22 protein-coding genes are annotated in these 26,666 nt (G+C 66.0%); 4 read left to right on the top strand and 18 right to left on the bottom strand.

The features are described from left to right. Positions 1–17 precede the first annotated feature (17 nt). The 5 genes from ACE3TQ_RS11505 to ACE3TQ_RS11485 all read right to left on the bottom strand — a co-directional run bounded on the left by ACE3TQ_RS11505 (position 18) and on the right by ACE3TQ_RS11485 (position 7,371). Complete coding sequence (locus ACE3TQ_RS11505; protein WP_374582311.1) at positions 18–356, bottom strand: hypothetical protein; 339 nt, start codon at positions 354–356, stop codon at positions 18–20. A 46-nt stretch (positions 357–402) separates the two neighbouring features. Continuing rightward, positions 403–2,679 carry a diguanylate cyclase gene (locus tag ACE3TQ_RS11500; protein ID WP_374582310.1) on the bottom strand — a complete coding sequence of 759 codons (2,277 nt, stop codon included), beginning with the start codon at positions 2,677–2,679 and terminating at the stop codon, positions 403–405. A gap of 11 nt (positions 2,680–2,690) precedes the next feature. Then, on the bottom strand, positions 2,691–4,652 hold the full coding sequence (locus tag ACE3TQ_RS11495) for a prolyl oligopeptidase family serine peptidase (protein WP_374582309.1): 1,962 nt from the start codon (positions 4,650–4,652) through the stop codon (positions 2,691–2,693). A gap of 3 nt (positions 4,653–4,655) precedes the next feature. Beyond that, positions 4,656–6,131, bottom strand: a complete 1,476-nt coding sequence (locus tag ACE3TQ_RS11490) for an APC family permease (protein ID WP_374582308.1) — start codon at positions 6,129–6,131, stop codon at positions 4,656–4,658. Between the two features lie 127 nt (positions 6,132–6,258). Next, positions 6,259–7,371, bottom strand: a complete 1,113-nt coding sequence (locus tag ACE3TQ_RS11485) for an NADH:flavin oxidoreductase/NADH oxidase (protein ID WP_374582307.1) — start codon at positions 7,369–7,371, stop codon at positions 6,259–6,261. A 102-nt stretch (positions 7,372–7,473) separates the two neighbouring features. Here ACE3TQ_RS11485 and ACE3TQ_RS11480 point away from each other — a divergent pair, with 102 nt between their 5' ends. After that, the gene (locus ACE3TQ_RS11480; protein ID WP_374582306.1) at positions 7,474–7,602 is read left to right on the top strand and encodes a hypothetical protein; all 129 of its coding nucleotides are present in this window, start codon (positions 7,474–7,476) and stop codon (positions 7,600–7,602) included. Here ACE3TQ_RS11480 and ACE3TQ_RS11475 read toward each other — a convergent pair whose 3' ends face one another. The 10 genes from ACE3TQ_RS11475 to ACE3TQ_RS11430 all read right to left on the bottom strand — a co-directional run bounded on the left by ACE3TQ_RS11475 (position 7,603) and on the right by ACE3TQ_RS11430 (position 22,407). Next, on the bottom strand, positions 7,603–8,115 hold the full coding sequence (locus ACE3TQ_RS11475; RefSeq protein ID WP_374582305.1) for a DUF1993 family protein: 513 nt from the start codon (positions 8,113–8,115) through the stop codon (positions 7,603–7,605). Positions 8,116–8,161: 46 nt separating this feature from the next. Then, positions 8,162–9,142, bottom strand: coding sequence for a succinylglutamate desuccinylase (locus ACE3TQ_RS11470; RefSeq protein ID WP_374582304.1), 981 nt, complete (start codon positions 9,140–9,142; stop codon positions 8,162–8,164). Positions 9,143–9,226: 84 nt separating this feature from the next. Further along, positions 9,227–13,927: an NAD-glutamate dehydrogenase domain-containing protein gene (locus tag ACE3TQ_RS11465; protein ID WP_374582303.1), complete on the bottom strand. Its 4,701-nt coding sequence runs from the start codon at positions 13,925–13,927 to the stop codon at positions 9,227–9,229. Positions 13,928–14,064: 137 nt separating this feature from the next. Next, entirely contained in the window at positions 14,065–15,405 is a 1,341-nt protein-coding gene (astB, locus tag ACE3TQ_RS11460; protein WP_374582302.1) for an N-succinylarginine dihydrolase, read from the bottom strand. An 8-nt stretch (positions 15,406–15,413) separates the two neighbouring features. Beyond that, complete coding sequence (astD, locus tag ACE3TQ_RS11455; RefSeq protein ID WP_374582301.1) at positions 15,414–16,889, bottom strand: succinylglutamate-semialdehyde dehydrogenase; 1,476 nt, start codon at positions 16,887–16,889, stop codon at positions 15,414–15,416. Then, a complete protein-coding gene (astA, locus tag ACE3TQ_RS11450; protein ID WP_374582300.1) occupies positions 16,882–17,934 on the bottom strand; it encodes an arginine N-succinyltransferase in 1,053 nt (350 codons plus the stop codon). Before astA ends, astD begins: the two co-directional genes overlap by 8 nt. A 14-nt stretch (positions 17,935–17,948) precedes the next feature. Continuing rightward, the gene (locus tag ACE3TQ_RS11445; RefSeq protein WP_374582299.1) at positions 17,949–18,980 is read right to left on the bottom strand and encodes an arginine N-succinyltransferase; all 1,032 of its coding nucleotides are present in this window, start codon (positions 18,978–18,980) and stop codon (positions 17,949–17,951) included. Positions 18,981–19,145: 165 nt separating this feature from the next. Next, positions 19,146–20,387 (bottom strand): acetylornithine/succinyldiaminopimelate transaminase, encoded by a 1,242-nt coding sequence (locus tag ACE3TQ_RS11440; RefSeq protein WP_374582298.1) that lies wholly within the window; start codon positions 20,385–20,387, stop codon positions 19,146–19,148. Between the two features lie 163 nt (positions 20,388–20,550). Further along, on the bottom strand, positions 20,551–21,486 hold the full coding sequence (locus ACE3TQ_RS11435; RefSeq protein ID WP_374582297.1) for a GlxA family transcriptional regulator: 936 nt from the start codon (positions 21,484–21,486) through the stop codon (positions 20,551–20,553). A gap of 3 nt (positions 21,487–21,489) precedes the next feature. Then, positions 21,490–22,407 (bottom strand): DMT family transporter, encoded by a 918-nt coding sequence (locus tag ACE3TQ_RS11430; RefSeq protein WP_374582296.1) that lies wholly within the window; start codon positions 22,405–22,407, stop codon positions 21,490–21,492. 80 nt (positions 22,408–22,487) lie between these two features. Here ACE3TQ_RS11430 and ACE3TQ_RS11425 point away from each other — a divergent pair, with 80 nt between their 5' ends. The 3 genes from ACE3TQ_RS11425 (at position 22,488) to ACE3TQ_RS11415 (ending at position 24,171) form a co-directional block, all read left to right on the top strand. Further along, positions 22,488–22,925 carry a MarR family winged helix-turn-helix transcriptional regulator gene (locus ACE3TQ_RS11425; protein ID WP_374582295.1) on the top strand — a complete coding sequence of 146 codons (438 nt, stop codon included), beginning with the start codon at positions 22,488–22,490 and terminating at the stop codon, positions 22,923–22,925. A gap of 12 nt (positions 22,926–22,937) precedes the next feature. Beyond that, positions 22,938–23,222 (top strand): hypothetical protein, encoded by a 285-nt coding sequence (locus ACE3TQ_RS11420; RefSeq protein ID WP_374582294.1) that lies wholly within the window; start codon positions 22,938–22,940, stop codon positions 23,220–23,222. A gap of 112 nt (positions 23,223–23,334) precedes the next feature. Further along, positions 23,335–24,171: an HDOD domain-containing protein gene (locus ACE3TQ_RS11415; RefSeq protein WP_374582293.1), complete on the top strand. Its 837-nt coding sequence runs from the start codon at positions 23,335–23,337 to the stop codon at positions 24,169–24,171. Positions 24,172–24,263: 92 nt separating this feature from the next. On the opposite strand, the gene ACE3TQ_RS11410 is transcribed toward ACE3TQ_RS11415, so the two are convergent. The 3 genes from ACE3TQ_RS11410 to ACE3TQ_RS11400 all read right to left on the bottom strand — a co-directional run bounded on the left by ACE3TQ_RS11410 (position 24,264) and on the right by ACE3TQ_RS11400 (position 26,622). After that, the gene (locus tag ACE3TQ_RS11410) at positions 24,264–25,109 is read right to left on the bottom strand and encodes a haloalkane dehalogenase (RefSeq protein WP_374582292.1); all 846 of its coding nucleotides are present in this window, start codon (positions 25,107–25,109) and stop codon (positions 24,264–24,266) included. A 128-nt stretch (positions 25,110–25,237) separates the two neighbouring features. Beyond that, positions 25,238–25,861 (bottom strand): glutathione S-transferase family protein, encoded by a 624-nt coding sequence (locus ACE3TQ_RS11405; protein ID WP_374582291.1) that lies wholly within the window; start codon positions 25,859–25,861, stop codon positions 25,238–25,240. A gap of 65 nt (positions 25,862–25,926) precedes the next feature. Continuing rightward, positions 25,927–26,622, bottom strand: a complete 696-nt coding sequence (locus tag ACE3TQ_RS11400; RefSeq protein ID WP_374582290.1) for a helix-turn-helix transcriptional regulator — start codon at positions 26,620–26,622, stop codon at positions 25,927–25,929. Between the last annotated feature and the right edge of the window lie 44 nt (positions 26,623–26,666).

Below are 26,666 nucleotides of genomic sequence, written 5' to 3'. Positions count from 1 at the left end.
ATCGACAAATCATCCTGTTACCCGCCGATCCGGGTAACCGCTGCTGGCGGCGGGATCTCTGGCAGCGCGCGCTGCTTGCCATTGACATAAAGCGTACGGTGGGTGCCGTCAACGATGTACCTGATTTCGCATACTTTGGGCACGGTGGCGACAGGTGTGCCATTGATGCGCACAGCGCCATGCGCGAACTCCAGCATGTCGCCATGAACACCTAAGGTAGCGGCAGCGCCGCGTATCGTACCAATGACCTTTCCATCAACGTGCTGGACGGCAGCGTAGTTCTGCGGTGCCTCGCCGGCAACGGCGGGGGCGGCGAAAAGTGCAGCTATGAGTGCAAAGGAGTGGGGAATTTTCATGGCCGGGAGCATAGCACTCCCGGCCCGGTCCAAATTGCGCTAAATGTCACGCGAAGCAGACGCGGTTACGGCCGGACTCCTTGGCGCGGTACAGCAGCGCGTCGGCCTTCTGCAGCATGGTTTCGGCGCTGCCGGCGGCGATGTCGGCATACACGCCCATGCTCATGGTGACCTTCAGGTCCGGGTGGACTTCGTGCCACGGGTAGTTCTGGATCAGGGCGCGCAGCTTGTCGCACAGGGCGGCGGCCTGCGGGCCTGGCGTTTCCGGGAAGGCCATCACGAACTCTTCGCCGCCGTAGCGCGCCACCAGGTCGGACAGGCGCATGTGCTTGCGCAGGATGGTGCCGACGTGGCGCAGCACGACGTCGCCGGTGGCGTGCGAGTAGGTGTCGTTGATTTTCTTGAAGTGGTCGATATCGCAGATCACCAGCGCCAGCGGTCGTTTATGGCGCACGGCCTGGTTGAACAGGGTGTTGGCCTGTTCGTCGAAGTGGCGCCGGTTGTACAGCTGCGTGAGCGCGTCGCGGATGCTGAGTTCACGCAGTTGCTCCGCCTGCTGCAGGATGGTGGCGTGCGAGGCGTTCAGCTCTTCGTGGCTTTGCGCCAGCTGTTCGCTCATCTCGTTGAAGGCGCTGGCCAGGGCGGCGACTTCGTCCTTGCCTTTCACCGGCACTTGCTGGCGTAACTCGCCCTGGTGCATGCCTTTCACGGCGGCCGTCAGGCTGCTCAGGCTGCGCGACAGGCCGCGGCTTAGCAGCACGCCGAGAATGGTCGCCAGGCTTGCGGCGGCGCCGATGCCCCACCACAGGGAGTTGTAGAGGGCGTCGATGTATTTCTGCTCCTGCGGCGATGGAGTGGGGGCGCCGTCGCTATAGACGTAGGCGACCGTCTTGTCCTTGACGAGGATCGGGCGGGAGGTGGCGCGGGCGGATTCCGGCAGCGTCTCACCGACGCGGAATTGGCCTCCGCCCAGCAGCACCTTGTACTCGGCGTCGGCCAGCACGAAGCGGAATGGCGGCGGGCCGTCGCGGCGTGGCGGACGCTCGCCGCGTGGGAGGCGCTCAGGATCGCGCTCAGGGCCGCGTTCCAGGCTGCCGTCCGGGCGCGCTATCGCTTCGCCGGCAAGCGGGCCGCCTCCGGCTTGCGGACGGTCGGCGCGCTCGGCCAGCGGCTGGCCATCGCGTTCACGCGGCGGACGCTGTTCGCGGTCTTCCGGACGCGGGCCGCCATAGCCGTAGCCATCGCGCTGGGCGCCTTGCGCACGGTCGTGGCCTTCGCCGCGTGGACCGCGCTGCTCGTGGGCATGCGGTGGCGGACCGTAGCCGTCGCGTGGCCCGCCATAGCCGTCGCGCGGGCCGCCTTGTGGGCGCTCACGGCCTTCCGGCGGCGGGCCGCCATAGCCATCGCCGCGCGGACCGCGCTGTTCGCGCCCCTCAGGAGGCGGGCCATAGCCGTCGCGCGGGCCGCGCTGCTCGCGTCCCTCCGGAGGCGGGCCATAGCCGTCGTGCGGGCCGCCCTGGGGGCGCTCACGGCTTTCCGGCGGCGGACCGCCGTAACGATCGCCGCGCGGGCCGCGCTGGTCGCGGCCTGCCGGTGGTGGGCCGCCGTAGCCATCGCCGCGCGGCCCTTGCTGGTCGCGGCCTTCCGGTGGCGGGCCGCCGTAGCCATCGCCGCGCGGGCCTTGCTGGCCGCGGCCTTCCGCCGGGCCGCCATAGGCGTCGCGCGGCGGCCGGTAGCCGTCCGGTGAGAGTGCGCCCGTGGGCGTCCCCGGCGCCGGCCGGGAGGTTGAAGGATCGGCTGGGCCAGCGCTCCCAGGCGCCGGCGCGGCAGGGCCCGGGCGGCGCACCGCCGGCAGGGTTGGATCGGGCGGCGCATCGCGGTAGTCCGGTTTGGGCAGGCCGCCATCGGGCGCCACGGTTCCGCTGCTGCGGCGCACGGCGGGGATGGTCGGGTCGGCCGGCGGGCCATCGCCTGCCGCCGGCGGCGCAGCCGGGCTCACCTCCTGCGCACGAGTGGCATTGCGCGCCTGGTCATTGATGGGCGGCGGCATGCGCTCCAGCATCTCGCTGGGCAGTTCAGCCCCCTGCGTACGCGCGCCTTCCTGGCGCCGTACAAAGCGGTCGAACGACTCCGTCTTGATCGCCGTCGCCCAGTCGCCGTATTCGGCCAGGTAGGCCGTCATGTAGGTATGGAAGTGCTCCGCCGCCTGCTGCTTGCGCAGCGAGTCAACCTTGTACCTGACGCTGACGTACGCCACCCCGCCCACCAGGGCAACGGCCCCCAGCCCTGTCGCCAGCAGGGCCGCCATCAACTTAAGCCTCAAACGCATGCTGCTTACTCGCCCAGGTAACGTCCAAACCATTCAATCGTGCGCTTGCGCAGGTCGCGCTGGTGATCCGGCTTGCGGATGCTGTGCCCCTCGCCTTCATAAATCACGAGCGAAGTGGGCACGCCCATGGCCTTCAGGCCGTGCCAGAACTCCATCGACTGCGCAGGCGGGCACTCCACATCGCGCTCGCCGACGTAGATCAGCGTCGGCGTGCGCGCCACCTTGATCGATTCAATGGGCGACAGCTGGCGGTAGATCGCCGGGTCGTCATATGCCGAAGCGCCGAAGAACGGGATCATCCACTGGTCGATGCCGTTCTGGCCGTAATAGGAAATCCAGTTCGCAATGCCGGCGCCGGCGACGGCAGCCTTGAAGCGCTGCGAATGCGTCACGCCCCACATGGTCATGAAGCCGCCGTAGGAGTGGCCCATCAGCCCCATGCGGCTGGTGTCGACCTTCGCCGCTGCGGCCACGGCATCGATGCCGGCCAGGATGTCGCGCAAGTCGCCGCCACCGAAATCGCGCCGGTTGGCGCGCGCGAAGGCCTGCCCCTGGCCGAAGCTGCCGCGCGGATTCGGCATGAACACGTAGTAGCCCTTCTCCACCAGCTCGCGCACCAGGGGGTTGCCCTGTTCGCCCGGCGCGATATAGCGCGGCGATGCGGCAGCGGCGGGGCCTCCGTGTACCTGCACGATCATCGGGTACTTCCTGCCGGCCGCCTTGTCGCGCGGGCCGAGCAGCCAGCCCTGCACATTGAAGCCCTCGTTCTGCCAGCTGATATTCTGCACCGCGACCTGCGGCTGCAGGTGGGCGTTGTCGTCGGTGATGGCGCGCATGGCAGCGATCGGTCCCGCCACGATGGCGGCAGCGTGCTCGAAGTCTTCCTGCGCCGCCGCGGCTTTGCTGCCATCCGCGCTGAAGCTCATGCGGCCGTCGGCGGCGCTGGTCGATGCGGCGACTGCGCGCAGCGTCACGTGGCGGCCATTGGCCGGATCGACCGACAGCACACTCGACTTGTCGCCCACCAGCGCATTGGCCAGCAAATTCCTGCCGCGCCAGGCGAGGGTGTTGAACGTGCCCTTGAAGCCGGGCGTCATATTGGCCGGCTCGCCGCCCGCCAGCGGCACCGTGTAGATGTCGCCGCCGACCGAGCCGAAATCGCTCATCAGGCCGCCGATGAATGCCACCGTGCGGCCGTCGGGCGAAACACGCGGCGTATTCAGCTGCGTGCCAGGATGCGCCACGATGCGCAGCGCGCCGCTGCCGGCGTCGATGTACGACAGCTTGGCCACCCACCAGTTGTTGTCGCCGTTGCCCTTGGCGCTGGTGGCGATAAAGCCTTTGCCGTCCGGCGTCCAGTCGTACTCGTAGATGAAGGTGTCGTCCGGCGACAGCAGGCGCAGCGCGCCGCCGTCCGCCGGCACGGTGGCGATACGCTGCGCATCTTCCTCCACGCCGATCTCGCCCACCTGGCGCGCGCCGGCGGCCGTGGCGCCGGTTTCCTTGCGCGCGTTGGGGGTGGCCAGCAGCGCCAGCGTGCGCCCGTCCGGCGACCAGCGCGCGCTGCTGGCGACGCCCTGCACCGTGGCCAGCACGCGGGTCTTGCCGCCCACCGCCGCCTGCGCCACCTGCAGCGCGGCGGAACCGGCGCGGCTGTCGCTGGCGACAAAGGCCAGCGCCTTGCCATCCGGCGACCAGGCCGGCTTGTCATAACTGCATGTGCCGCACGGGTCGAATTCGGCGACGATGGCGCCGCTGGCCGCGTCGCGCACCACGACGGTGGGGTGCGGACGCTTGCCATTGCCAGGATCGATGGATTCCAGCGACACGACGCGGTCGCCGGCGGGGGAGATGGCTACCGCGCGGTAGTCACGGATGGCCGTGCCCGAGGACCCGGCCTGGGCAACCGCCCCAGAGAAAATGGCCGAAGCCAGGAAAACTGATTGGGCGATTGCTTTGGCCTGCATTATTTACACCTTGTTAAGCCGGGAATTTCGGATACCGTAGATGAAGTAGGTTATCACTGCAACGCCCATCCAGATAGTGAAAATCATCTTGGTGGCATGCGAAAGGCTGAACATCAGGTAGGCGCAGGCCAGGATGCTCAGGCCCGGCACGACATAGGGACCAAACGGCACGCGGAAGCCGCCCTTGGTGACCGTGCCCGCCGCGCGCTCTTTGGCGCGCAGCACCGGCACCGCGACCGAGACCACGATGAAGGCGGTCAGGGTGCCCATCGACACCATATCCCACAGGAAGGTGGAATCCACCAGGCCCGCCACCACGCCCACCACCAGGCTGACGATGATGGTGTTGGCCACCGGCGCGTGCGATTTCGGGTTCACGCTCTGGAAGGCTTTCGGCACCAGGCCGTCCTTGGCGATGGCATACAGGATGCGGGTCTGGCCGTAGATCGTCACCAGGGTCACCGAGAACACGGAAATCACCGCACCCGCCGACAGCACCAGCGCAGGCCAGGCCTTGCCGGTCACGTTCTGCAGGATCACCGACAGGCCGGCCGCCTGGTGCTCAAACATATGCGCCGGCTGCGCGCCCATCGCCGCAATCGCCACCAGCATGTAGAACAGGGTGACGATGATCAGGGCGGCGATGATGCCGATCGGGACGTTGCGCTTCGGGTTGCGCACTTCCTCGCCGGCGGTGGCAATCGTATCCAGGCCGATAAAGGAGAAGAACACCGTGCCCGCCGCCGCGGCAATGCCGGCCGCGCCGGGCACCCACTCGCCGGCGGTCGGCTTGGTGAACGGGGTGAAGTTGTTGGCGTCGAAACCGGTGAAGGCAATGACGGCGAAGAAGATCAGGATCGCCAGCTTGATCAGCACCATGATGGCGTTGGCGGTGGCCGATTCCTTGGCGCCGCGGATCAGCAGGAAGCAGCACAGCACCACCAGGATCACCGGCGGCAGGTTGAAGTGGCCGAGATTCCACACCGTGCCGTTGGCGGTGGACACGATCATCGGCGAGCGCAGATGCTCGGGAATCTGCCAGCCGAAGGCGTTGACCAGGAAATTGTTCAAATAATCAGACCAGCCGATCGCCGTGGCGCTGGCCGCCAGCCCGTATTCAAGCAGCAGGCAGAAGGCGACGATGAAGGCCATGAACTCGCCCAGCGTGCGGTAGGCGAAGGAATAGGCGGAACCGGCGGCCGGCACCTTGAACGACAGTTCGGCGTAGCACAGCGCGGTCAGGCCGGCGGTCAGCGCCGCCAGCAGGAAGGACAGCACCACGGAGGGGCCGGCCTTGGGCACCGCTTCCACCATGGTGAAGAAAATGCCGGTGCCGATCGTGGCGCCAACGCCGATCATGGTCAGCGAAAACAGGCCGATGGAGCGGCTCAAGCCCTCCCCGTGCAGGCTCGTGCCGCCATCGGTTTCGACAGGGGCCGGCTTGGTACGGGTCAGCTTCTGGACCAGCGATTGATTCACAGGCATATCCTTCAGGACAAAAAAACCCCACGATTATAAGACCTCGCAGTTTTTGAACCTAAAGGATTTTGATGCAGGAAAGGCAACCGTGGCGGGCGCCCCACGGCGCCGCGCCCACGGCCCGCGTTCAGCGCTGTCCCAGGCGGGTGGCGCCGAAAAGGTTTTTCAGTTCGCGCGGCTGCGAACGCCAGTATTGCGGCGGTGCAGCAACCTGCGCCCCCAGCGCCGCCGCCGCATGCCACGGCCAGCGCGGGTTGTACAGCATGGCGCGCGCCAGTCCCACCATATCGGCCTGGCCGTTGGCCACAATGGCCTCGGCGTGCAGCGGCTCGGTGATCAGGCCCACGCCGATGGTCGGCAGGCCCGTGTCGGCTTTGATGCGCTGGGCGAAGTGGACCTGGTAGCCGGGGCCAAGGGGAATCTGCTGCAGGGGCGAGAGGCCGCCGCTGGAGACGTGGATGAAATCGGCGCCGCGCTGCTTGAGCGCCTGCGCCAGGACCAGGGTCTGTTCGATGTCCCAGCCGCCTTCCACCCAGTCGCTGGCGGAGACGCGCATGCCGAGCGCCATCCCGCTCGGCACGGCGGCGCGCACCGCGTCATACACCTCGAGCGGGAAGCGCATGCGGTTCTCCAGCGAGCCGCCGTAATGGTCGCTGCGCTGGTTGGCCAGCGGCGACAGGAACTGGTGCAGCAGGTAGCCGTGCGCGCCGTGCAGTTCGATCGCCTCCATGCCCAGCGCGTGCGCGCGCAGGGCGGCGTTGGCGAAATCGGCCTTGATGCGCTCCATGCCAGCCTGGTCCAGCGCCAGCGGCGCCGGGTCGCCCGCCGCATGCGGCAGTGCCGACGGGGCGACGGTCTGCCAGCCGCCCTGCGCGGGCGCCAGCGCCTGGCCGCCTTCGAACGGCGGCGCGCTGGATGCCTTGCGGCCGGCATGTGCCAGCTGCACCGCCAGTTTGATCGGCGCGTAGCGGCGGATGGCCTGCACGATGGGCGCCAGCGCCTGCTGGTGTTCGGCCGACCACAGGCCCAGGTCGGCCGGCGATATGCGCCCTTCCGGCGAGACCGCGGTCGCTTCCAGGATCAGCAGGCCGGCGCCGGACAGCGCCAGGTGGCCGTAGTGGATCATGTGCCAGTCGGTGGCCAGGCCGCCGGTGGCGGAGTACTGGCACATGGGGGCGATGGCGATGCGGTTAGCCAGCTGCAGCGGCCCCAGTGCGAAAGGAGAGAATAAGTGGCTCATGTTACATGTGCTTACTATTGATACAGCCTGTGTCTAGCTTGGCGCCGCCGCCATTGATACTCTGCCATCCATGCAAAACCGCCACTGAGAAGGAGCCAAGCCATGTACAAAAAGATCCCTACCGTTTCGTCCCGTTTCCATCCCATGGCGGCGACTGCAGCGATCTCACTGGGCTTGGCCCTGCTGGTCGTGGCGGCTACCTATGCGGTGCGCGCCGGCCTGGCTGGCTGATTAACCCTCGTGAGGACCCAGGTAGTCGATCTTGCCGATCTTGACTCCCTGGTTCCGCAGGATGTCGTGCAAGGTCACGACATGGAAGTAGAAGTTGGGCAGCGCGAAAGTCAGCAGATAGCTCTCGCCGGTGAACGTCGGCTTGAAGCTGCCGAAACTTAGTGCCACCTCGCGCGTTTCGCTGCCGGCGAAATACTCCTCCCCTACCCCTTCGATATAGCCGATCGTATCGGCGATGCGCTGCTGCAGCTGCTCGAAGCTGGCTTCGTTGTCGGGAAACTTCGGCGCGGCGATGCCGGTCAGCCGTTCAATCGAGAGTTTGCTGGTGTCGCTGGCGCGCTGCACCTGGGCGGTCAGCGGCAGCATGTCGTCGGCCAGGCGGGCCGAGAGCAGCACGTCCATGGGCTTGCCGCCCGCCTCCGCATGGGCTTGCGCCTTGCGCAGCGCTTCGGACATGACCTTCAGGCCGCGCACGAAGACCGGCGCGGAAACTTTATACATGGACAGGGACATGCGCTACTCCTTTCCGGTGGCGATCCGGCCAGTGTAGCGCAAGTCCTTACTTCACGCGCGTGACCATCATGCCGGCGCGCAGGCCGATGCGGACGTCGGGGTTGGGGAAAACCACCAGCTCTTCCTCGTGCTGGACGGTGTAGACGGTGTCGCCGTCGCGCGCGATCTCATCGCCCTTCTTCAGGGCGGTGAAATTCTGCGTCTCCTTGCCGAAGGCCATCTTGAAGTTGTCGCTCAGCTTGATGATGTTCTGCGCCACCTTGTAGACGTGCGAGGCCTGGGCGGCGGGCGCCGGTGCGGCGCCACGCAGCAGGCGGTCCAGCGCCACGCGCGCTGCTGCGAACTGCGACAGGTCGTTCTGGCCCAGGGTGCCGATGCGGCCCAGCTCCACCGTGGTGCCGGCGGCGGCGTGGTGCTCGGCGCTGTAGTAGCTATAGGTGCCGGCCGAGGAGGGGTTCATGATGATGGCGCCGATCCCGGCTTCACCCAGCCAGGCGACCAGCTGTTCCTTCGCAGCGTCGGCGATCAGGTCGGGGACGATGGCGAAGGTCGGGTACACGCTCGGGCGGATGGCGGTGTGCAGGTCGAGGTGCCAGCGCTCCTTGCCGGCGCTGGCGAAGAAGGCGCTGGTGGCGGCGATCATCTCGTCGGCGCGCGCGGCTTCGGCGGTGCCGGCCAGGGTGCCGCGCTCGGCGCGGAACATGCGGTTCAGGTCGGCGTCGATGAAGCGCTTGGCCTGGCGGATGGCGCCGATATTGCCGACGCAGAGCATCAGGTCGACTTGCAGTGCTTGCGGCGTTTGGGCCAGCTCGTCGAGCAGGTAGGCGACCAGCTCGATCGGGCCGGTCTCGTCGCCGTGCACGCCGACCGATACCAGGACGGCGGGGCGTTGTTCGTTTTCACGGCGGATGGTGAGGATGCCGTCGGCCGGCTGGCCGACCGCGAAGCCGGCCGCGCCGAAACTGCGCGCGACGGCGCTGAAGTCGGCTTCGGCCAGGGCTTTTACTGCGGGGGGGATTGCTGTCATTCGTTCTCTTTGCTTCGTTGAACCCGGTAAATCTGGGTCAGACCCAAGGGTCAGACCCTTGGGTCTGACCCTGCCTTACCGGGGTTAGGCGGCGAGGCCGACGGCATTGACCGCCTCCGACAACGCCCACACATCCAGCATCGCCTGCTCCAGGTCGGCCGACGCCGCATAGCCCGACAGGCCGAGGGTGCAGGTCACCACCTCCACCGCCTCCACCGCATCATGGCCGTTGGTCGCACGCGCCAGCACCTGCGCCAGCAGCTTCTGCTGCGTACGGCGCAAAGCCGACTGCGCATAGCTGCGCAGCTGTTCCTGCGACTTGGAAGTAGCCGGCAGCTTCAGCCCGCGTTCCAGCGTATCGATACCAGCCTGCGAACGCAGCGCCATGCCGACCGCCAGGAAGCCCGGCAGGTCCATGCCCGCGGGACGCTTGACCGACAGCGCCGCGAACACGAACGCCGCCACGCCTTCCAGCGCATCGACCGCATTCCACGCCTGCGCAAACGACTCGCGCAGGCCGCTGTGGGTCGCCGCCTCCGACTGCACATCGGCCGCCATCTTGCGCACGGTAGCCGGATCGGCGAACAGCTTGGTCAGCTCGGCGATGCCGGCGCCACGCAGCTGCTCCTTCGGCACGCCCAGCACGCCTTCGATCACCGCCTTCAGCATGGAACGGGTGCGCGCATCCACGCGCATCGCCACATTGCGCGGCACCACCAGGGCGTCCGCATCGAGCGTGTCGAAGATCGGCGCCAGGTCCAGCGCCGACCAGGCCTGGCCCCAGGCCAGGATCACATCCTGCTCGCTGCAGTTGTGCGCCGCGGCCAGCTCGCGGATCATCAGCGGGCCGCAGCGGTTCACCACCTCGTTCGCCAGCACGGTCGCCAGGATGGCGTTGGCCAGCGGATGGTTCAGCGGCGGACGGGTCGCCACCAGCTGCTCAGGGAAGTAAGGACGCAGCACCTTCTCCGCCCAGCTTTCGTCCGTCAGCGGCAGGGCCGACAGCAGGCGCTTGTAGCGGTTCTTCACGTTGGCGATGACCACCGCCAGTTCCGGCGTGGTCAGGCCGCGGCCGTCGGCCTTGCGGCGCGCCAGTTCGGCCACGCTTGGCAGGTGCTCCAGCTCGCGCGACAGCGCGCCCTCTTCTTCCAGGTCGGCGATCAGGTCGGCGTAGCCGTCCAGCACCACCGCCTCGGACTGGGCCTGCTGCTCGCGCACCAGCAAACGGGTTTGCTGGATATTGTCGCGCAGGACCAGGCGTTCCACCTCCATGGTCATGTCGTTCAGCAGCTGGTTGCGGTCTGCCTCGGAGGTCTGGCCGGCGTTGACTTCCACGTCCAGCCACATCTTGCAGTTCACTTCGTGGTCGGAGCAATCCACGCCGGCCGAATTGTCGATCGCATCGGTGAAGATGCGGCCGCCGGCCAGGGCGAATTCGATACGGCCGGCCTGGGTCGCGCCCAGGTTGCCGCCTTCCGCCACCACCTTGCAGCGCAGTTCACTGCCGTTGACGCGGATATTGTCGTTGGCGCGGTCCTTCACCTGGGCGTGGGTCTCAGCCGAAGACTTGATGTAGGTGCCGATGCCGCCGTTGTAGAACAGGTCCACCGGCGCCAGCAGGATGCGGTGCATCAGCTCTTCCGGCGCCAGCGCGGTTTCCTCGATGTCCAGCGCAGCACGGATCTCAGGCGACAGCTCGATGCTGCGCGCGGTGCGCGGGAACACGCCGCCGCCCTGCGAGATCAGGTCCTTGTTGTAGTCGTCCCACGAGGAGCGCGGCAGCGCGAACATGCGCTGGCGTTCGGCGAAGGATTTTGCGGTGTCCGGATTCGGGTCCAGGAAGATGTGGCGGTGGTCGAACGCCGCCAGCAGCTTGATCTGGTTCGACAGCAGCACGCCGTTGCCGAACACGTCGCCCGACATGTCGCCCACGCCCACCACGGTGAACGGGGTGGTGTTCATGTCGTGGCCCATCTCGTAGAAGTGGCGCTTGACCGCTTCGAACGCGCCCTTGGCGGTGATGCCCATCTTCTTGTGGTCATAGCCGTTCGAGCCGCCCGAGGCGAACGCGTCGCCCAGCCAGAAACCGCGCTTGACCGCGATGCTGTTGGCGATGTCGGAGAAGGTCGCGGTGCCCTTGTCGGCAGCCACCACCAGGTACGGGTCGTCGTTGTCGTAGCGCACGGTGTCTTCCGGCGCCACGATCTTGCCCAGCACGCGGTTGTCGGTCACTTCCAGCAGGCTGGAGATGAACAGGCGGTAGCATGCTTCGCCTTCCGCCGCCACCACTTCACGCGCGGCGCCTTTCGGCATCTGCTTGCAGATAAAGCCGCCCTTCGCGCCCGCTGGCACGATCACGGCGTTCTTCACCATCTGCGCCTTCACCAGGCCCAGCACCTCGGTGCGGTAGTCTTCCATACGGTCGGACCAGCGCAGGCCACCACGGGCCACCGGGCCGCCGCGCAGGTGCACGCCCTCGAAGCGGCGCGAGAACACGTAGATCTCGCGGAACGGACGCGGCTCCGGCACCAGGTGCAGGTGGCTGGTGTCGAACTTGAAGATGATCTTGTCGCCCTGGCCCGCATTCTGGAAGTAGTTGGTGCGCAGGGTCACCAGCATCAGGTCGATCATCGCAGCGAAGATCACTTCGGTGTCGGCGTGGTTGATCGAGGTCAGGCGGCCTTTGATGGCCAGCAGTTTTTCCTTGGCGGCGTTGCGCGTCGCTTCCGGCAGTTTCGGGTCGAAGCGCTCTTTCCAGGCATCGACCAGTTCCTTCACCAGCGCCGGATGGCGGCGCAGGGTTTCCGCCATGTAGCGCACGGTGAACTGGCTGCCGCCCTGGCGCCAGTAGCTCATGTAGGCGCGCACCAGCTGCACTTCGCGCAGGCTCAGGCCGCCTTCCACCACCAGGCCGTTCAGGCGGCCGTCTTCCGCCTCGTTGTTGAACAGGGCGTTGAACAGTTCTTCGGCCACCGCCACCACGCCCGGACGCGCCAGTTCGGTCGCGCTCTGCGCATCGACCGCCAGGCTGGTCACGTAGTGCTTCTTGCCGTCGCTGGTGCGGATGGTATGCGCCGATTCGCGCTCGATCGCCACACCGGCGTTGTGCAGCGCCGGCAGGATGGACGACAGCGCCGGCACGCGGTCCACCGAGTACAGGCGGATGGTGGTGGCGGCGTTGCCGTCGGACGGCAGCTCGACGCGCACGGCCACGCGCTCACTGTCGCCATTGCGCAGGATCTTGTCCAGGTCGTGGAAGGCCACGCTTGGCGGGGTGGCCGCCACGTAGTCGACCGGCAGCGTGGAGCACAGCTTGCGCAGGCTGTTGCGCAGCGGCTCTTCGCTGACCTGGTCGGCCAGTTCGGAGAAGCTGTCATGCCAGCCATCCAGCACCGTCAGCAGCGGGCGCTGGATATCGCTTTCCAGGTCGAGCGGATAGCGCGCGGCGTGGGCGATCAGGTACAGGCGCGCCAGCGGGCCGTCCGACACCAGGGTCTGCGAGCTGACGTGGGTGGCGCCCGAGCTGTCCTGCAGGGCGCGCGCCAGGGCGTGCGCCACGGAGGCGGAATAGCGTTCGCGCGGCAGGTAGACCAGCACGTTCAGGTGGCGCGCATACACGTCGCGGCGCGCGAACACCTTGGCGCGCGGCTGCTTGTACAGCGACACCACGGCGCCGCACACTTCGGCCAGCCATTCCGGCTCCGCTTCCAGCGCCTCGGTGCGCGGCAGCGACTCCAGGATCTCGATGAATTTCTCGGCGCGGAAGCCGGTTTCGCGCACGCCGGCAATCTTCAGCACTTGCGCGATGCGGCCGCGCGCGAACGGCAGGCGGGCCAGCGGGGTCAGGGTGGCGGCGCGGGTGAACAGGCCGACGAAGCAATGCTCGCCCAGGATGGCGCCCTTGCTGTCGGTGTGGCGCACGCCGATGAAGTCCAGCGACTGGTCGCGGTGCAGCGTGCCGGCCACGTCGGCCTTGACGATGGACAGGGTGTGGGCGCGCTTGGACAGGGTATCGAAGTCGCCCGGGATATTGGCCAGGCAGGTGCCGTAGACCGGGTGCGCGGTGTCCTGCAGCACGCCGATGCGGCTTGGGATGTCGCGCTCCAGCTCGCGCGCGCCCGGCTTCACCTGGTAGTAGGCGTAGCCGTGCACCTCGAAGCCCTCGTCGCGCGCCCACTGCAGGAAGGCGGCCACTTCCTGGCCTTCTTCGCCCAGGGCGGCGGCTTCGCTGGCCACGGCGCCCAGGCGCTCTTTCATGGCTGGCAGGTCGCGCTTCACCACGGCGGCGTCGCGCGCCACCATCTCGATGCGTTCGGTCAGCTCTTTCAGGTCGGCCTCGTCCAGCTGTTCGGACAGCAGGCACAGGACCATGGATTCGAGCTTGTCGCCTTTCTGGCCGACCGCTTCCACGCTGCCGTCGGCGGCGCGGCGCACCGGCAGCACGGCGTTCAGCACGCCGTTCGAGCCGACGCGCAGCTTGCGCAGGGCGATTACGATGGAGTCGACCAGGTATGGCATGTCGTCGTTGACGATCAGCAGCGCGGTGGCGTGGCCGCCGCGCGCTTCCTGGTATTGCAGCCTGGCGATCTGGCAGCCGTGCGCGGTGCGCTTGGACAGCTGGGTGAAACCTTCCACAAGGACTGGCGCGAGGCTGCCGGGAGAGAGGTCGGCCAGGTCTTCATCGTCCAGGGAGCCGAGCCAGGCTTCGATCAGTTGCGCGATCGGGCCGTTGGCCTTCACCAGTTCCAGCGTCTGCTTGCGCAGCTCTTGTGGCATTTGTTTCATCTGCTTCTCCAATACGTTGTGGGTATTCGCTTTTCTTACCCCGGTAAACCTCGGTCTGACCCAAGGGTCAGACCCCTGGCCTGCGACAGCCGCGTGCCAGGGTCCGACCCTTGGGTCGTACCCTGGTTTATCGGGTCTTACAGATCGTACAGGCCGGGTAGGCCCAGGATCTGTTCCAGCTCTTTCAAAGCCGCATGCACTTCGACCGCCAGTTGCGGATCTGCCAAGTCTTTCGGCTCCAGATGGTCGCGGTAGTGCTTTTCCACCCACGCGACCAGGGTATGGTACAGCGTTTCGGTCATCACAACACCCTGGTGCATGGCCGCCGCCTCTTCATCGGTCAGCGCCACGCGCAGGCGCAGGCAGGCCGGGCCGCCGCCGTTGCGCATCGACTGGCGCAGGTCGAAGTGGATCAGTTCATTGACCGGGCCGCCGGACGCCACCAGCTTCTCCAGGAAGGCCGCCACGGAAGCAATCTCCTGGCACTCGTGCGGGGTCACCAGCGCCATCTTGCCATCCGGCTTGGACAGCAGCTGGGTATTGAACAGGTAGGACGACACCGCATCGGCCACCGACACTTCGGCGGTCGGCACGCGGATCGCCACCAGCTCGGCGCCCACGCCGTGCATCGCCGCACGGATCGAGGCCAGCGCGGCCTGCTCGTCGGCGAACGCCTGCTCATGGTAGAACAGCACATTGCCGTTGCCCACCGCGATCACGTCGTTGTGGAACACGCCCTGGTCGATCACGTCCGGGTTCTGCTGCACGAACACGCAGCGCGCCGGGTCCAGGCCGTGCAGGCGGGCCACCGCCTGCGATGCTTCCAGCGTATGGCGCGCCGGGAATTTCTTCGGCGCCGGCGCGCTCGGGTCGAATTCCACGCGGCCGTAGACGAACAGCTCCACCGCCGGATTGCCGTGCTGGTCGCACAGGCGGGTATGGTTGGCCGCGCCCTCGTCGCCGAAGGCCGGGGTGCCCGGCAGCGCATCATGCACGGCGAAGAAGCGCGGGTCCTTGAAGATGGCGCGCAACGCGCGCGCCGACTGCACGTGCTCGAAGGCGCGGTGCAGCTTGTTGTTCAGGTTGGCGGCGGTGAAGTGCACGCGGCCATCGGCGGTATCGGCCGACGGGCTGACGGTGGCCGCGTTGGCGGTCCACATCGGCGAGGCCGAATAGGCGCAGGCCAGGACCACCGGCGAATCGGCGTACGCCTTCGCGATCACGTCCGCATCCGAGCCGCTGTAGCCCAGGCTGCGCAGCAGGCGGAAATTCGGGCGGTCCTGCGGCGGCAGCAGCGCCTGCGCGAAGCCGCGCCTGGCCAGCTCGCGCATCTTGGCCAGGCCCTGCAGGGCGGCCTGCTTCGGGTTGGAAGCGCTCTTGACGTTGTTGAAGGAAGCGACATTGCCGAACGACAGGCCGGCGTAGTTGTGCGACGGGCCTACCAGGCCGTCGAAGTTGTATTCGCGTGCTGGGCGCATGGTCATCCTCAGAAGTTCATGCCAGGCGACAGCTTGGCCGGCATTTCAAGGGCGCTGTTCTCGATCGAAGCGACCGGGTAGGCGCAGTAGTCCGCCGCATAGTATGCGCTAGGACGGTGGTTGCCGGACTTGCCGACGCCGCCGAACGGGGCCGAGCTGGCCGCGCCGGTGGTCGGGCGGTTCCAGTTGACGATGCCGGCGCGGGCGCGCAGCTGGAACTTCTGCCACAGCGACTCGTCGGTCGAAATCAGGCCGGCGGCCAGGCCGTAGCCGGTGTTGTTGGCGGCCTTGATGGCGGCGTCGAAATCGTCCACGCGGATGACCTGGGCCAGTGGGCCGAACCACTCTTCGTCCGGGATGCCCTTGGCGTCGGTGGTATCCACAATGCCGGCCGAAACGAAGCCGGTGCCCGGCTCCAGCTGGCGCATTTCCAGCAGCAGTTTGCCGCCCTTGGCCACCATATCGGCCTGCGCCTGCACCAGGCGCTCGGCCACGGCGGCGGAAACCACAGGGCCCATGAACGGCGCCGGTTCGGCCGCCGGGGCGCCGATGCCCAGCCTGGAAGCGACTTCCACGAGGCGCTTGACGAAGGCGTCACCCTGCTCGCCCTTCTGCACGATCACGCGGCGCGCGCAGGTGCAGCGCTGGCCGGCCGAGATGAAGGAGGAGGAGATCGCCATGAACACGGCGGCGTCGATGTCGGTCGGGTTCCACACGATCAGCGGATTGTTGCCGCCCATTTCCAGCGCCAGCAGCTTGCCCGGCTGGCCGCCGAACTGCTTGTGCAGCGCCGCGCCGGTCTGGCTCGAGCCGGTGAACAGCACGCCGTCGATTTCCTCGTTCTGGCCCAGAGCGATGCCGGTTTCGCGGCCGCCGTTGACCAGGTTGATCACGCCGGCCGGCACGCCCGCCTTCTCCCACAGCGCCACGGTCTTGATGGCGGTGCGCGGCGCGTACTCGCTCGGCTTGAACACCACGGTATTACCGGCGATCAGCGCCGGCACGATATGGCCGTTCGGCAGATGGCCGGGGAAGTTGTAAGGGCCGAACACGCCGAACACGCCGTGCGGACGGTGGCGCAGCACCGCTTCGCCGTCGGCCACTTTGGACGACACCACGCCGGTACGCGCGCCGTAGGCGGTGATCGAGATATCCACCTTGTTGGCCATGGTGGTCACTTCGGTGCGCGCTTCCCACAGCGGCTTGCCCACTTCCTCGGAGATGGTCTGCGCCAGGTCTTCCGCGTTTTCCTTCAGCAGGTCGCGGAATCTGGTGACGATGGCGATGCGCTCTTCCAGCGGACGGAAGGCCCAGGCTTCAAAAGCGGCGCGCGCGGCTTGCGCGGCTTGCGCCACGTCGCTCGCGGTCGATTCCTGCGACGCGTAGGTCTGCTTGCCGGTGGCCGGGTTGGTGGTCACGATGGTCTCGCCGTGGCCAGCCTTCCATTGGCCGTTGATGAAATTGCTCAGTGCTTGTTCAGACATTCTGGTTCTTCCTCACGTTGAGAGACAGGGTGCGCACGGTTTCGCCGGAGTGGCAATGCAGCAGCGCTTGTTCTTCGGACGACAGGTCGATGCTGCCGTCCGCTGGATTGGCGTCGGTCAGGATCATGCGGAAATCCTTCATGACCGTGTTCGACACCAGGTAAGGTTCGCTGGTATGCAGCGCGCAGGCATGGGCGGTGTCGGTATCGCGCTCCACCACGGCCAGCTCGCTGTCGCGCATGGCGCGCAGCTCGGACACGCGTGCCTGCAGCACCGGGCCGGCGTCGAAGATGTCGACGTAGCCTTCGTAATGCATGCCTTCCTGCTCCAGCAGGCGGCGCGCCGGCACAGTGGCCTGGTGCACCTTGCCGATCGCATCGCGCGCATCCTGCGGCAGATAGTCGACGTACAGCGGCTGGCGCGGCATCAGCTCGGCGATGAAGGACTTCTTGCCCAGTGCGGTCAGGTCGTCCACGTGGTGGAAGTCCATCTTGAAGAAGTAGCGGCCCAGGCCCTCGTAGAACGGCGAGCTGCCGTCCTCCGCCTGGTAGCCGCGCATCTCGGCGATGATCTTCTGCTCGAACAGGTGCGGGAACTGGGCGATGAACAGGAAGCGCGACTTCGACAGCAGCTTGCCGTTGTTGCCCTGGCGGTAGTCCGGGTGCAGGAACAGCGAGCATAGCTCGGAGCAGCCGGTCAGGTCGTTCGACAGGTACAGCGTGTCCATGCGGGTGAACACGTTCAGCTCGCGGCTCGAATGCACCAGCGTGCCGATGCGGTAGTTGTAGAAAGGCTCGGTCAGGCCGACGGCGCTCTTGATGGCGCACACGCCGGCCAGGCGGCCGGTGGCGGTGTCCTCCATCACGAACATATAGTCGCGTTGTTCCGGCGGGATGGTTTCGTTGAAGGACGCGACGGCGACGGCGACGCGGTCGCCCATCATCTTCATGTCCGGTTTCAGCGTGGTCATGCCGGTGCCCACCTGGCTCGCCAGGTTGAACAATCCGTCCAGGTCACTCGCTTTGATGGCGCGTACAACTAGCATAGGTATTCTCGTTCTTAAATGCGGACGCAGGTCACGGTGTCGCCTTCGGACACGCGCAGGACTTCCTGCACTTCCTTCGGCAGGCAGACGGTTTCGCTGTTCTCCAGCGGCGCGCAGTGGATGGTCACGGCGCGGAAGCGCTGGTCGGGGCCGGTGGACACGGCGTAGGTCGCCACCGCATCGCTGGCCGGCGTGCCGCTGGCAGGCGCCACGCGGCGCGGCATGGACGACGTGAAGGTGCGCAGCGAATGCTTGTGCGCCTGCAGGATCGGGCCGCCGTCGAAGATGTCGATGTATTCGTCGGCTTCAAAGCCTTCGGCGGTCAGCAGGTTGAAGGCCAGTTCGCCGCTCGGGTGGATCTGGCCCATCACGGCCTGCGCATCGCCCGGCAGCAGCGGCACGTACACCGGATAGTGCGGCATCAGCTCGACGATCAGGGTGCGGTTGCGGGCGCCGCCGATCACGCGCTCGGCGTCCAGGAAGTCCATCTTGAAGAACTTGCGGCCCAGCGCATCCCAGAACGGCGAACCGCCCTGTTCATCGGTCAGGCCGGCCAGCGGCACGAAGAAGCGGTCGCCGAAACGGTGCGGCGCCTGCACCGCGTACAGCAGGCGCGAACGCGACAGCAAGGCCGCTTCCGGACGCTGCGCCACGCTGGCGTCGACGTAGAAGCCGGACAGTTGCGAATAGGCGGTCAGTTCGGAGCACAGCGTCAGCGCATGCACGCTGTGGCTGATGTTCAGGTCGCGCGAGACCTGCTGGATCACGTCGTTGCGGAAGGAGAAGTAGGTGCCGTTCGAGCCGGCCGAGGCGTGGATGGCGGCGGTGCCGACGATCTTTTTATCGGCCAGCGACTCCATCACGAACATATACGACTCTTCGCTCGGGATGTCGACGTGGGCGGAGAAGGATGCGATCGATCCTTCGACCGCCTGCTCGATCTTCTCGCGCGTTTTCGGCAGGGTATGGACACCCGGCATGCTGACGGCAGCCAGTGACTCGAGGGCGGCGATGTCGGCGGTTTCTACCGGACGGACTACATACATGGGGGGCTCCTCTTTTATTCTTCTCTTGAAACGAAGCGCCCGGCGATGGCACCGGGCGTCTTTCCTAAACCCGGAAAGGCGGGGTCAGACCCAAGGGTCAGACCCCAGTCTGCGGCCGCCGCGGGCAAGGGTCCGGCCCTTGGGCCGTACCCTGGTTTATCGGGTTTAAGCCTTGGTCAGGTCAGCAACAGCCAGACGGATGATGCGGTCCGCCTCATCGATCTGCGCATCGGACACGATCAGCGCAGGCGCCAGGCGCACCACATCCATGCCGGCGATCAGGATCATCAGGCCATGCGCCTCAGCCGCGCGCTGGATATCCTTGGAACGGCCCTTGAACGGCTCCGCCACCACCAGGCCCAGCAGCAGGCCGGCGCCGCGCACGGCGGAGAACACCTGCGGGAAATCGCGCACCAGGCCTTCCAGCTTGCCGATCAGCTTCTCGGACGCCTCTTTCACGCGCGCCAGGAAAGCCGGCTGGTTGATGGTTTCCAGCACGGTCAGCGCCACGGTGGCGGCCAGCGGGTTGCCGCCGTAGGTGGTGCCGTGGGTGCCCACTGCCAGGTGCTTGGCCAGTTCGTCGGTGGTCAGCATGGCGCCGATCGGATAGCCGTTGCCCAGCGCCTTGGCCGAGGTCAGGATGTCCGGGGTCACGCCGTAGCCCTGGTAAGCGAACAGGGAACCGGTACGGCCCATGCCGCACTGCACTTCGTCGAAGATCAGCAGCGCGCCGACCTTGTCGCACAGCTCGCGCAGGGTCTTCAGGTATTCAGGGTTACCCGGCATCACGCCGCCCTCGCCCTGCACCGGCTCCACGATCACCGCGCACACGTCATCGCCGATGGCCGCCTTGGCCGCCTCGATATCGTTGTATGGGATGTGGTCGATCGACGGTGGCAGCGGCTCGAAGCCCTCGGTGTACTTGGCCTGGCCGCCGACGGACACGGTGAACAGGGTACGGCCGTGGAAGGAGTTCAGGCAGGACACGATGCGCGGCTTCTTGTCGCCGTACTTGGCGTGCGCCACTTTACGCGCCAGCTTCAGGGCCGCTTCATTGGCTTCCGCGCCGGAGTTGCAGAAGAAGGCGCGGTCGGCGAAGGTCGCTTCGGTCAGCGCGGTGGCCAGGCGCAGCACTGGCTCGTTGGTGTAGCCATTGCCCAGGTGCCACAGGGTGTTGGCCTGCTTGGTCAGCGCCTCCACCAGCACCGGGTTGCAATGGCCCAGGGAAGCCACGGCGATACCGGAAGTGAAATCCAGGTAATGCTTGCCGTTCTGGTCCCACAGGTCCAGGCCCGAAGCGCGCACCGGCACCATTTGCGCAGGTGCGTAAGTTGGGACGATGACTTCGTCAAAGGTAGCGCGGGTTACAGGGCGGGTGGTAACAGAAGAGTCAAGCTTGGCGTTCATGGCGAATCCCCATCAATAGTAAGGTGTACTGCATTGTAAAAGCGGGGATGCTAAAACTCTTTTGAATCTGCGACAAGGATTTTCAAAATTGCTTAAAAAATGGGGACGTACCCTATTTTTCGCTTTGCGAAAAAATGGGGTACGTCCCCATTTTTTAAGCAACTTAGCCCTGCAGTTTGCGCTGGCGCTCTTCGCGCGGGGTGTTGCCGAACAGGGTGCCGAAGGCGGTGGAGAAGTGCGAGCCGGAGGAAAAGCCGCACATCAGGCCAACTTGCACAATGGAATGGTTTGTTTCTAAAAGCAATTGGCGGGCGCGCTGCAGGCGCAGCTCGAGGTAGTAGCGCGAGGGCAGCGAGCCCAGGTACTGCTTGAACAGGCGCTCCAACTGGCGGCGCGACAGGCCGACCAGGCCGGCGATGTCGTCGGTCGAGAGCGGCTCTTCGATGTTGGCTTCCATCAGCGTCACCGCTTCCGACAGCTTGGGCTGCAGCACGCCGAAACGGGCCTGCAGGGCCACGCGCTGCCGCTCGTCCTGCGAACGCACGCGGTCGATGCACAGGGCTTCCTTGATTTCGGCCTGGACATTGGCGCCGAACAGGGCGTCCACCAGGGTCAGCGCGAAGTCGAGCGAGGCGGCGCCGCCGCAGCAGCTGAGCAGGCGGCCGTCCAGCTCGAACAGGTGCGGGGTCAGGATGGCGCGCTCGGTAATGTCCTCGGTTTCGGCGTACAGGGCCCAGGGCAGCGCAATGCGGGTATTGCCAGCCGCGCCGGCCTGCGCCAGCCACAGCACGCCAGCGCCCACCCCGCCCCAGTAATCGGCTTCGCGGCAGCGCTCCAGCACGGCGCGCAGCTCGGCATCGGGCAGACGGGGCGTGCCTTCGTCCGCCACCAGCAGCGCCAGCTGCCAGCCGCCGGCGGCGCTGGCGACCTGGGCCGGGGCCAGCACGTCGAGCTGGAAGGCGCCGTCCAGGATGCGCTGGGCCAGCCGCAAGGGCTGCACCAGGCCGGACCAGGCCAGGTTGTCCGGTTCGCCCGCATGCACCAGCAGCATGCGCAGCGGCTGCTCCTGGGCCAGGCGACTAAGTTGAGCAAATGACATCTTTTATTCGGGGACCAGCGCCGACGCCGGGCGCTCTGGGGTGTTCCATTGACTGACTATCATACCGGAGATCAACAATGCCGCGCCCAGCAACTGCAGCGGCCCCATCGTCTCGCCCAGCCAGAAGTAGCCAAATATGGCGGCAGCGGCCGGCTCGAAGGCGTAAATCACGGCCGCTTCATTGGCCGTGGCATGGCTCTGGCCCCAGGTTTGCAGGGAAATGATGGCGGCGGTGGCGATCAGGCCCAGGTAGAGCAGGTTCCATTTGAAGGCCACCAGCTCCATCCAGATATAGCTGTAGTAATCGGCCGCGTCGTGCGGCACGTCGATCACGCCGCGCGGCACTTCGCGCAGCAGGATCCACAGGCCGGCAAAGATCGCCACGGTCCAGATCTGCGCCACGGTCAGCGTCATCAGGCGCTCCACCTTGCGCGAAAACTGCTCCATCACCTTGATATAGAGGCCGAACAGGAAGGCCGCCGCCAGCGCCAGCGAATCGCCGCGGCTCCAGGCGAAGCTGCCCTCCCAGCACAGGGCGAACAGGCCAGCCACCGCCAGCAGCAGGGCCAGCACGATACGCTTGTCCGGCCACTTGCCCATGGCAATGCCCAGCAGCGGCACCACCAGCACATTCAGCCCGCAGATGAAGGCGTTGCGGTTGGACGACGTCAGGCTCAGGCCCTCCACCTGGGCCAGGTAGCAGAAGAATAGCAGCACGCCGGCCAGGAAGCCGTAATGCAGGTCGCGCAAGCGCGCCCGCAACAGGAAGGGCGACAGCAGCACGCCGGCGATCGCAAAGCGTGACACCACGATCCAGTTGGCCGACAGGCTGTCGGTCATGTCCTTCATGGCCGGGAAGGTGGTGCCCCACACCAGGGTCACCACCAGCAGGGCCAGGATACCGCGCGCGTGTTGGGGCATGGCGAAAACTGCATATTGTTATAAGTTTGCATATGGTAACCGATGCAATGCAGCGCAGGCGGGCGCTATAATCCTGTGTCATGGGCGAACGGTATTTGAAAAGCATCCGGCTGCTGGCCGAATGCATGCAGGGTTTTGAACGATGGTCAGGCGAACATGTACGCCAGCTTGGCCTCACCCACGCGCAATTCGATATCATCGCCACATTGGGCAACACCGCCGGCATGAGCTACAAGGAGCTGGGCGAGCGCACCCTGATCACCAAAGGCACCCTGACCGGCGTTATCGAACGCCTGGAGCAGAAGGGCCTGGTGGAGAAGGAACGCAACGCCGGCGACAAGCGCTCCTATTTCGTCCGCCTGACCCCGGCGGGCGAAGAGCTGTTTGCCAAGGTGTTCCCGGTCATCGTCGCCAAAGGAGTACACCTGTTCTCCGGGTACAGCGACGCCGATTTTGACGCCCTGGAACGCACCCTGGCCGGGCTGAAGGCCACGATCAGTGCTGGTTCACCACTATAAAGAACGACAAGAATGTTAAAGACTACCCTGCTGGAAGGCGTAACGCCGGCCAAGTTCGACAAGCAAATCACCGGCAACCTGCTGCTGGAAAACACCACGGCCGACGCTGTGCGCAAGGAAAAACTGCTGATTGGCATCCGCAATGAAGACGGTGAAATCTACCGCCTGATCGGCGCCACCAAGCACAACAGCTTCACCAATGCGGTGGAGGAACTCGAAGACCTGGAACTGGTCGACGAACTGGGAGATGTCGAGGGCACCGTGGAAGGGTGCGACGCCATCTTCAGCGAAGGCTGAACCCGGCGCATAGCGTAATTCAATCGCGTCCGGCGCGGCCTGCGGAAAAATTCATCAAATTTATTGCCCCGGGATAGTTCCCTGGGGCAATTTTCTGCTTATAATTTTTCGCATGGACAGACTGGACGCCTTTAAAGCAATTGCCGCCCAAGCGGGCCGCGGTGAGCTTGCCTTCCCCACCAATCTCGATGCGTCGATGAAGCTGCAGCGCGCGCTCAACGACGACAATTGCCACATCGACCTGGCCGCCAAGCTGGTGCAGGCCGACCCGCTGCTGGCGGCGCGCACGGTGGCCATTGCCAACTCGGTGGCCTACAACCGCTCCGGCATGGAGATTTCCAGCGTGAAGACGGCGGTGCAGCGCCTTGGCGTGCGCACCTTGCAGTCGCTGGTGGCCTCCGTCATCGTGCGCCAGCTGAGCAGCAAGATCCGCAATCCCCTGCTCAAGGCCAAATCCAACCAGTTGTGGGAACACACGGCCCATGTGGCGGCGCTGGCGCAGGTGATTGCGCGGCGCGTCTCCCATGTCGACCCCGACACGGCCATGTTCGCCGGCATCGTGCACGAAGTAGGCGGCTTCTACATGCTGTCGCAGGCCGAAGCCTATCCCGAAGTGATGGAAGGCGACCCGGAAGACTGGGCCACCTACGGCGAGGTGCAGATCGGCCGCGGCGTGCTGCAAAAGCTGATGATTCCCGAGAATGTGATGAAGTCGGTGGAAGCCATGTGGGAAGGCCTGCGCGCCCTGCCGCCGGAGAACCTGGGCGATACCCTGCTGCTGGCCAACGACCTGTCGCCGATCGCCTCCCCGCTGCACGCCCGGCCCGGCGCCACCTCCCTGTCCGCCGCCAGCACGATCGACTTCGCGATTGGCGACGGCACCCTGGCCTCCATCATGGAAGAGTCCGCCGAAGAAGTGAAATCCCTCACCGCCGCCCTGCTGCATTAGGAAAAAATGGGGAAGGAAAAAATGGGGACGTACCCTATTTTTCGCTGCGCGAAAAATGGGGTACGTCCCCATTTTTTCCGTCCCCATTTTTTCTAGAGCCAGGATGCAATGGCGCGGCCGATGGCGTGGGGGTGGTCTTCCTGCAGGTTGTGGGTGCCTTCGCCCAGTTCCACCAGCCGGCAGTTGGCAAAGCGGGCGGCGTAGCGTTCGGCTACCGGGCGCGGGGTCAGCACGCCGTCCGGGCTGAACAGGATCAGCTTGGGGTATTGCGCGGTGGCCATGATCTCTTCGTTGCGTTCCAGCAGCCCGTACACCTCGGCCGGTTCGCCCGCGATCGGCATCATGCGCGGGAAGGCCAGCATCGGCTTGCGTGACTCCGGTGTCGGGAATGGCGCGCGGTAGGCGTCCATCTCCTCCTGGCGCAGCGCGCGCAGCGAGCCTTTCGGCAGCATCTGTTCAATGAAGAAATTCTGCTGCAGCACATACTCCTCACCGCTGCCCGGCGCGCGCATCAGCTTGAAGCGCTCGCGCGCCTGCTCCAGCGGGTGGAAATCCTCCCAGGTCGGGCTGGGGCGCACGAACTCCATCAGCGCCACGCCGCGTACTTTGGATGGGTAGCGCGCGGCCAGGTGGATGGCCAGCGCGCCGCCCCAGTCCTGGCCCACCAGGATGAATTCTTCCACTTCCATCTTTTGCAGGAAGGCTTCGAGGTAGGCGGCGTGTTCGAGGAAGCTGTAGGCAATGTCGGGCTTGCCCGAGGCGCCAAAGCCGATCAGGTCGGGCGCCAGGCAATACGCCTTGCCGGCCACGTGCGGCATGATGTCGCGCCAGATGAAGGAATGCGTCGGATTGCCGTGCAAGAAGATCACGGCACGCGCACTGCGTTCGCCAAGTTCGCGGTAAGCAATGCTTGAATCCAGTACCGATACGGATTGCATCGTGTCCCTTTCAAAAAAAATGCCCACTCCGGGGAGTGGGCCAAGTCCAAAACTAGGGATGTCCTGAAAGAGACGGTTCCATCTTAAGTTCCGGCCCGGCCACACTCTGTGCGTCATCTCACATAAATTTAAAAAGGCCAGGGCGTCTCGGTTTGCTGCCAGGCCGGCAGCTGGCGCATGCGCTCGAACCAGGCCATCAGGTGCGGATACTGCGTGACCGGCACCTTGGCGCGCTCGATATACATCATCGGCGCCACCACGGCGTAGTCGGCCAGCGTCAGCGCATCGCCGCTCAGCCACTGGTGCTGGGCCAGGTGCTTGTCGAGTACCGAAGCGTGCTCATGCACGAAGGCTTCGCCTTTGGCGATCTCGACCGGGTCGGGACCCTGGCCGGTGACGAATTTCTTCCACAGGTATTCCCAGGTCAGGATGCCGACTGCCGGCGAGAAATGCTGGGCGGCAAAGAACATCCAGCGGTTGACGTCGGCGCGCGCTTGCAGCGCTTTCGGGTACAGGTCCTCGGCGCCGTGCAGGTCGGCCAGGTATTGCATGATGGCGCAGGATTCCCACAGCACGAAACCGCCATCGTCCAGCACCGGCACCTTGCCGCAAATGCTTACCTCGCGCAGGCGCGCGCGTTCGGCTTCGTTGCCCAGGTCGACGAAGACTTCATCGAGCTTCAAGTCCAGGTGCCTTGCAAGCAGCAAGACACGGCGGGCATTGGAAGACAGGGGATTCTGATACAGGCGCATCGTTAAACTCCATTGTGGGTTGATCGAATGCGCCCATGGTAACCAAAGGCTCCTGACAGTTTCTGTCAGTAGTCGTCGTCCTTGATGGCATTCTCTTCGCGCCAGAGTTTGAGCAGGGCGTGGCGCGGCGTCGGGTAGCGCTCCGGCAGCGCTTCGGCCTGGGCAATGCGGTCGATGCGGAAGTGGCGGTTCGCGTTGCGCATCTCGCACCAGGCCGCCAGCAGGCGGCGGCCCTCGAAGAAGGCCAGCGCGAACGGCCACACCGTGCGCTCGGAGGTCGCGCCGTTCTCGTCGCGGTAATGGATGCGCATTTTGTGCTGGCGCCGGATCGCCTCGCGCGCCGGCTGCACGAATGCATCGTGCTCGGGCGCGTCGCGCCCCAGCGGCACCCACAGGCTGGTGTCGGCCATATCGTCGCGCAAGTCCTTCGGCGTGGCGGTGGCGATCTTGGCCAGCGCATTGGCGGCGGCCTGCGCCAGCGCCGTGTCGCCCTGGCGCCGCACCCAGCGCGCCCCGAGCACCAAGGCTTCCAGCTCGTCGACATCGAACATCAAGGGCGGCAGGAAGAAGCCGCTGCGCAGCAGGTAGCCCAGGCCGGCCGAGCCCTCGACCGGCGCGCCCAGCTCGGCCAGGGTTTGCATGTCGCGGTAGATCGTGCGCTCGGACACGCCCAGCTGCTCGGCCAGCGCAGCCGCGGTAACGGGACGGCGGCTGCCGCGCATGGCATCCATCAATTGGAACAGGCGGCCGGCACGGCTCATCGGGGCTCCTTTTTTGAGAGGCGAGCAGCTTAACATAGTTATAA

Origin of the sequence: Pseudoduganella sp. (genome assembly GCF_041914865.1) — a bacterium.
GTDB lineage: Bacteria > Pseudomonadota > Gammaproteobacteria > Burkholderiales > Burkholderiaceae_D > Rugamonas.
This window is presented reverse-complemented; position numbering and strand designations above follow the sequence as displayed.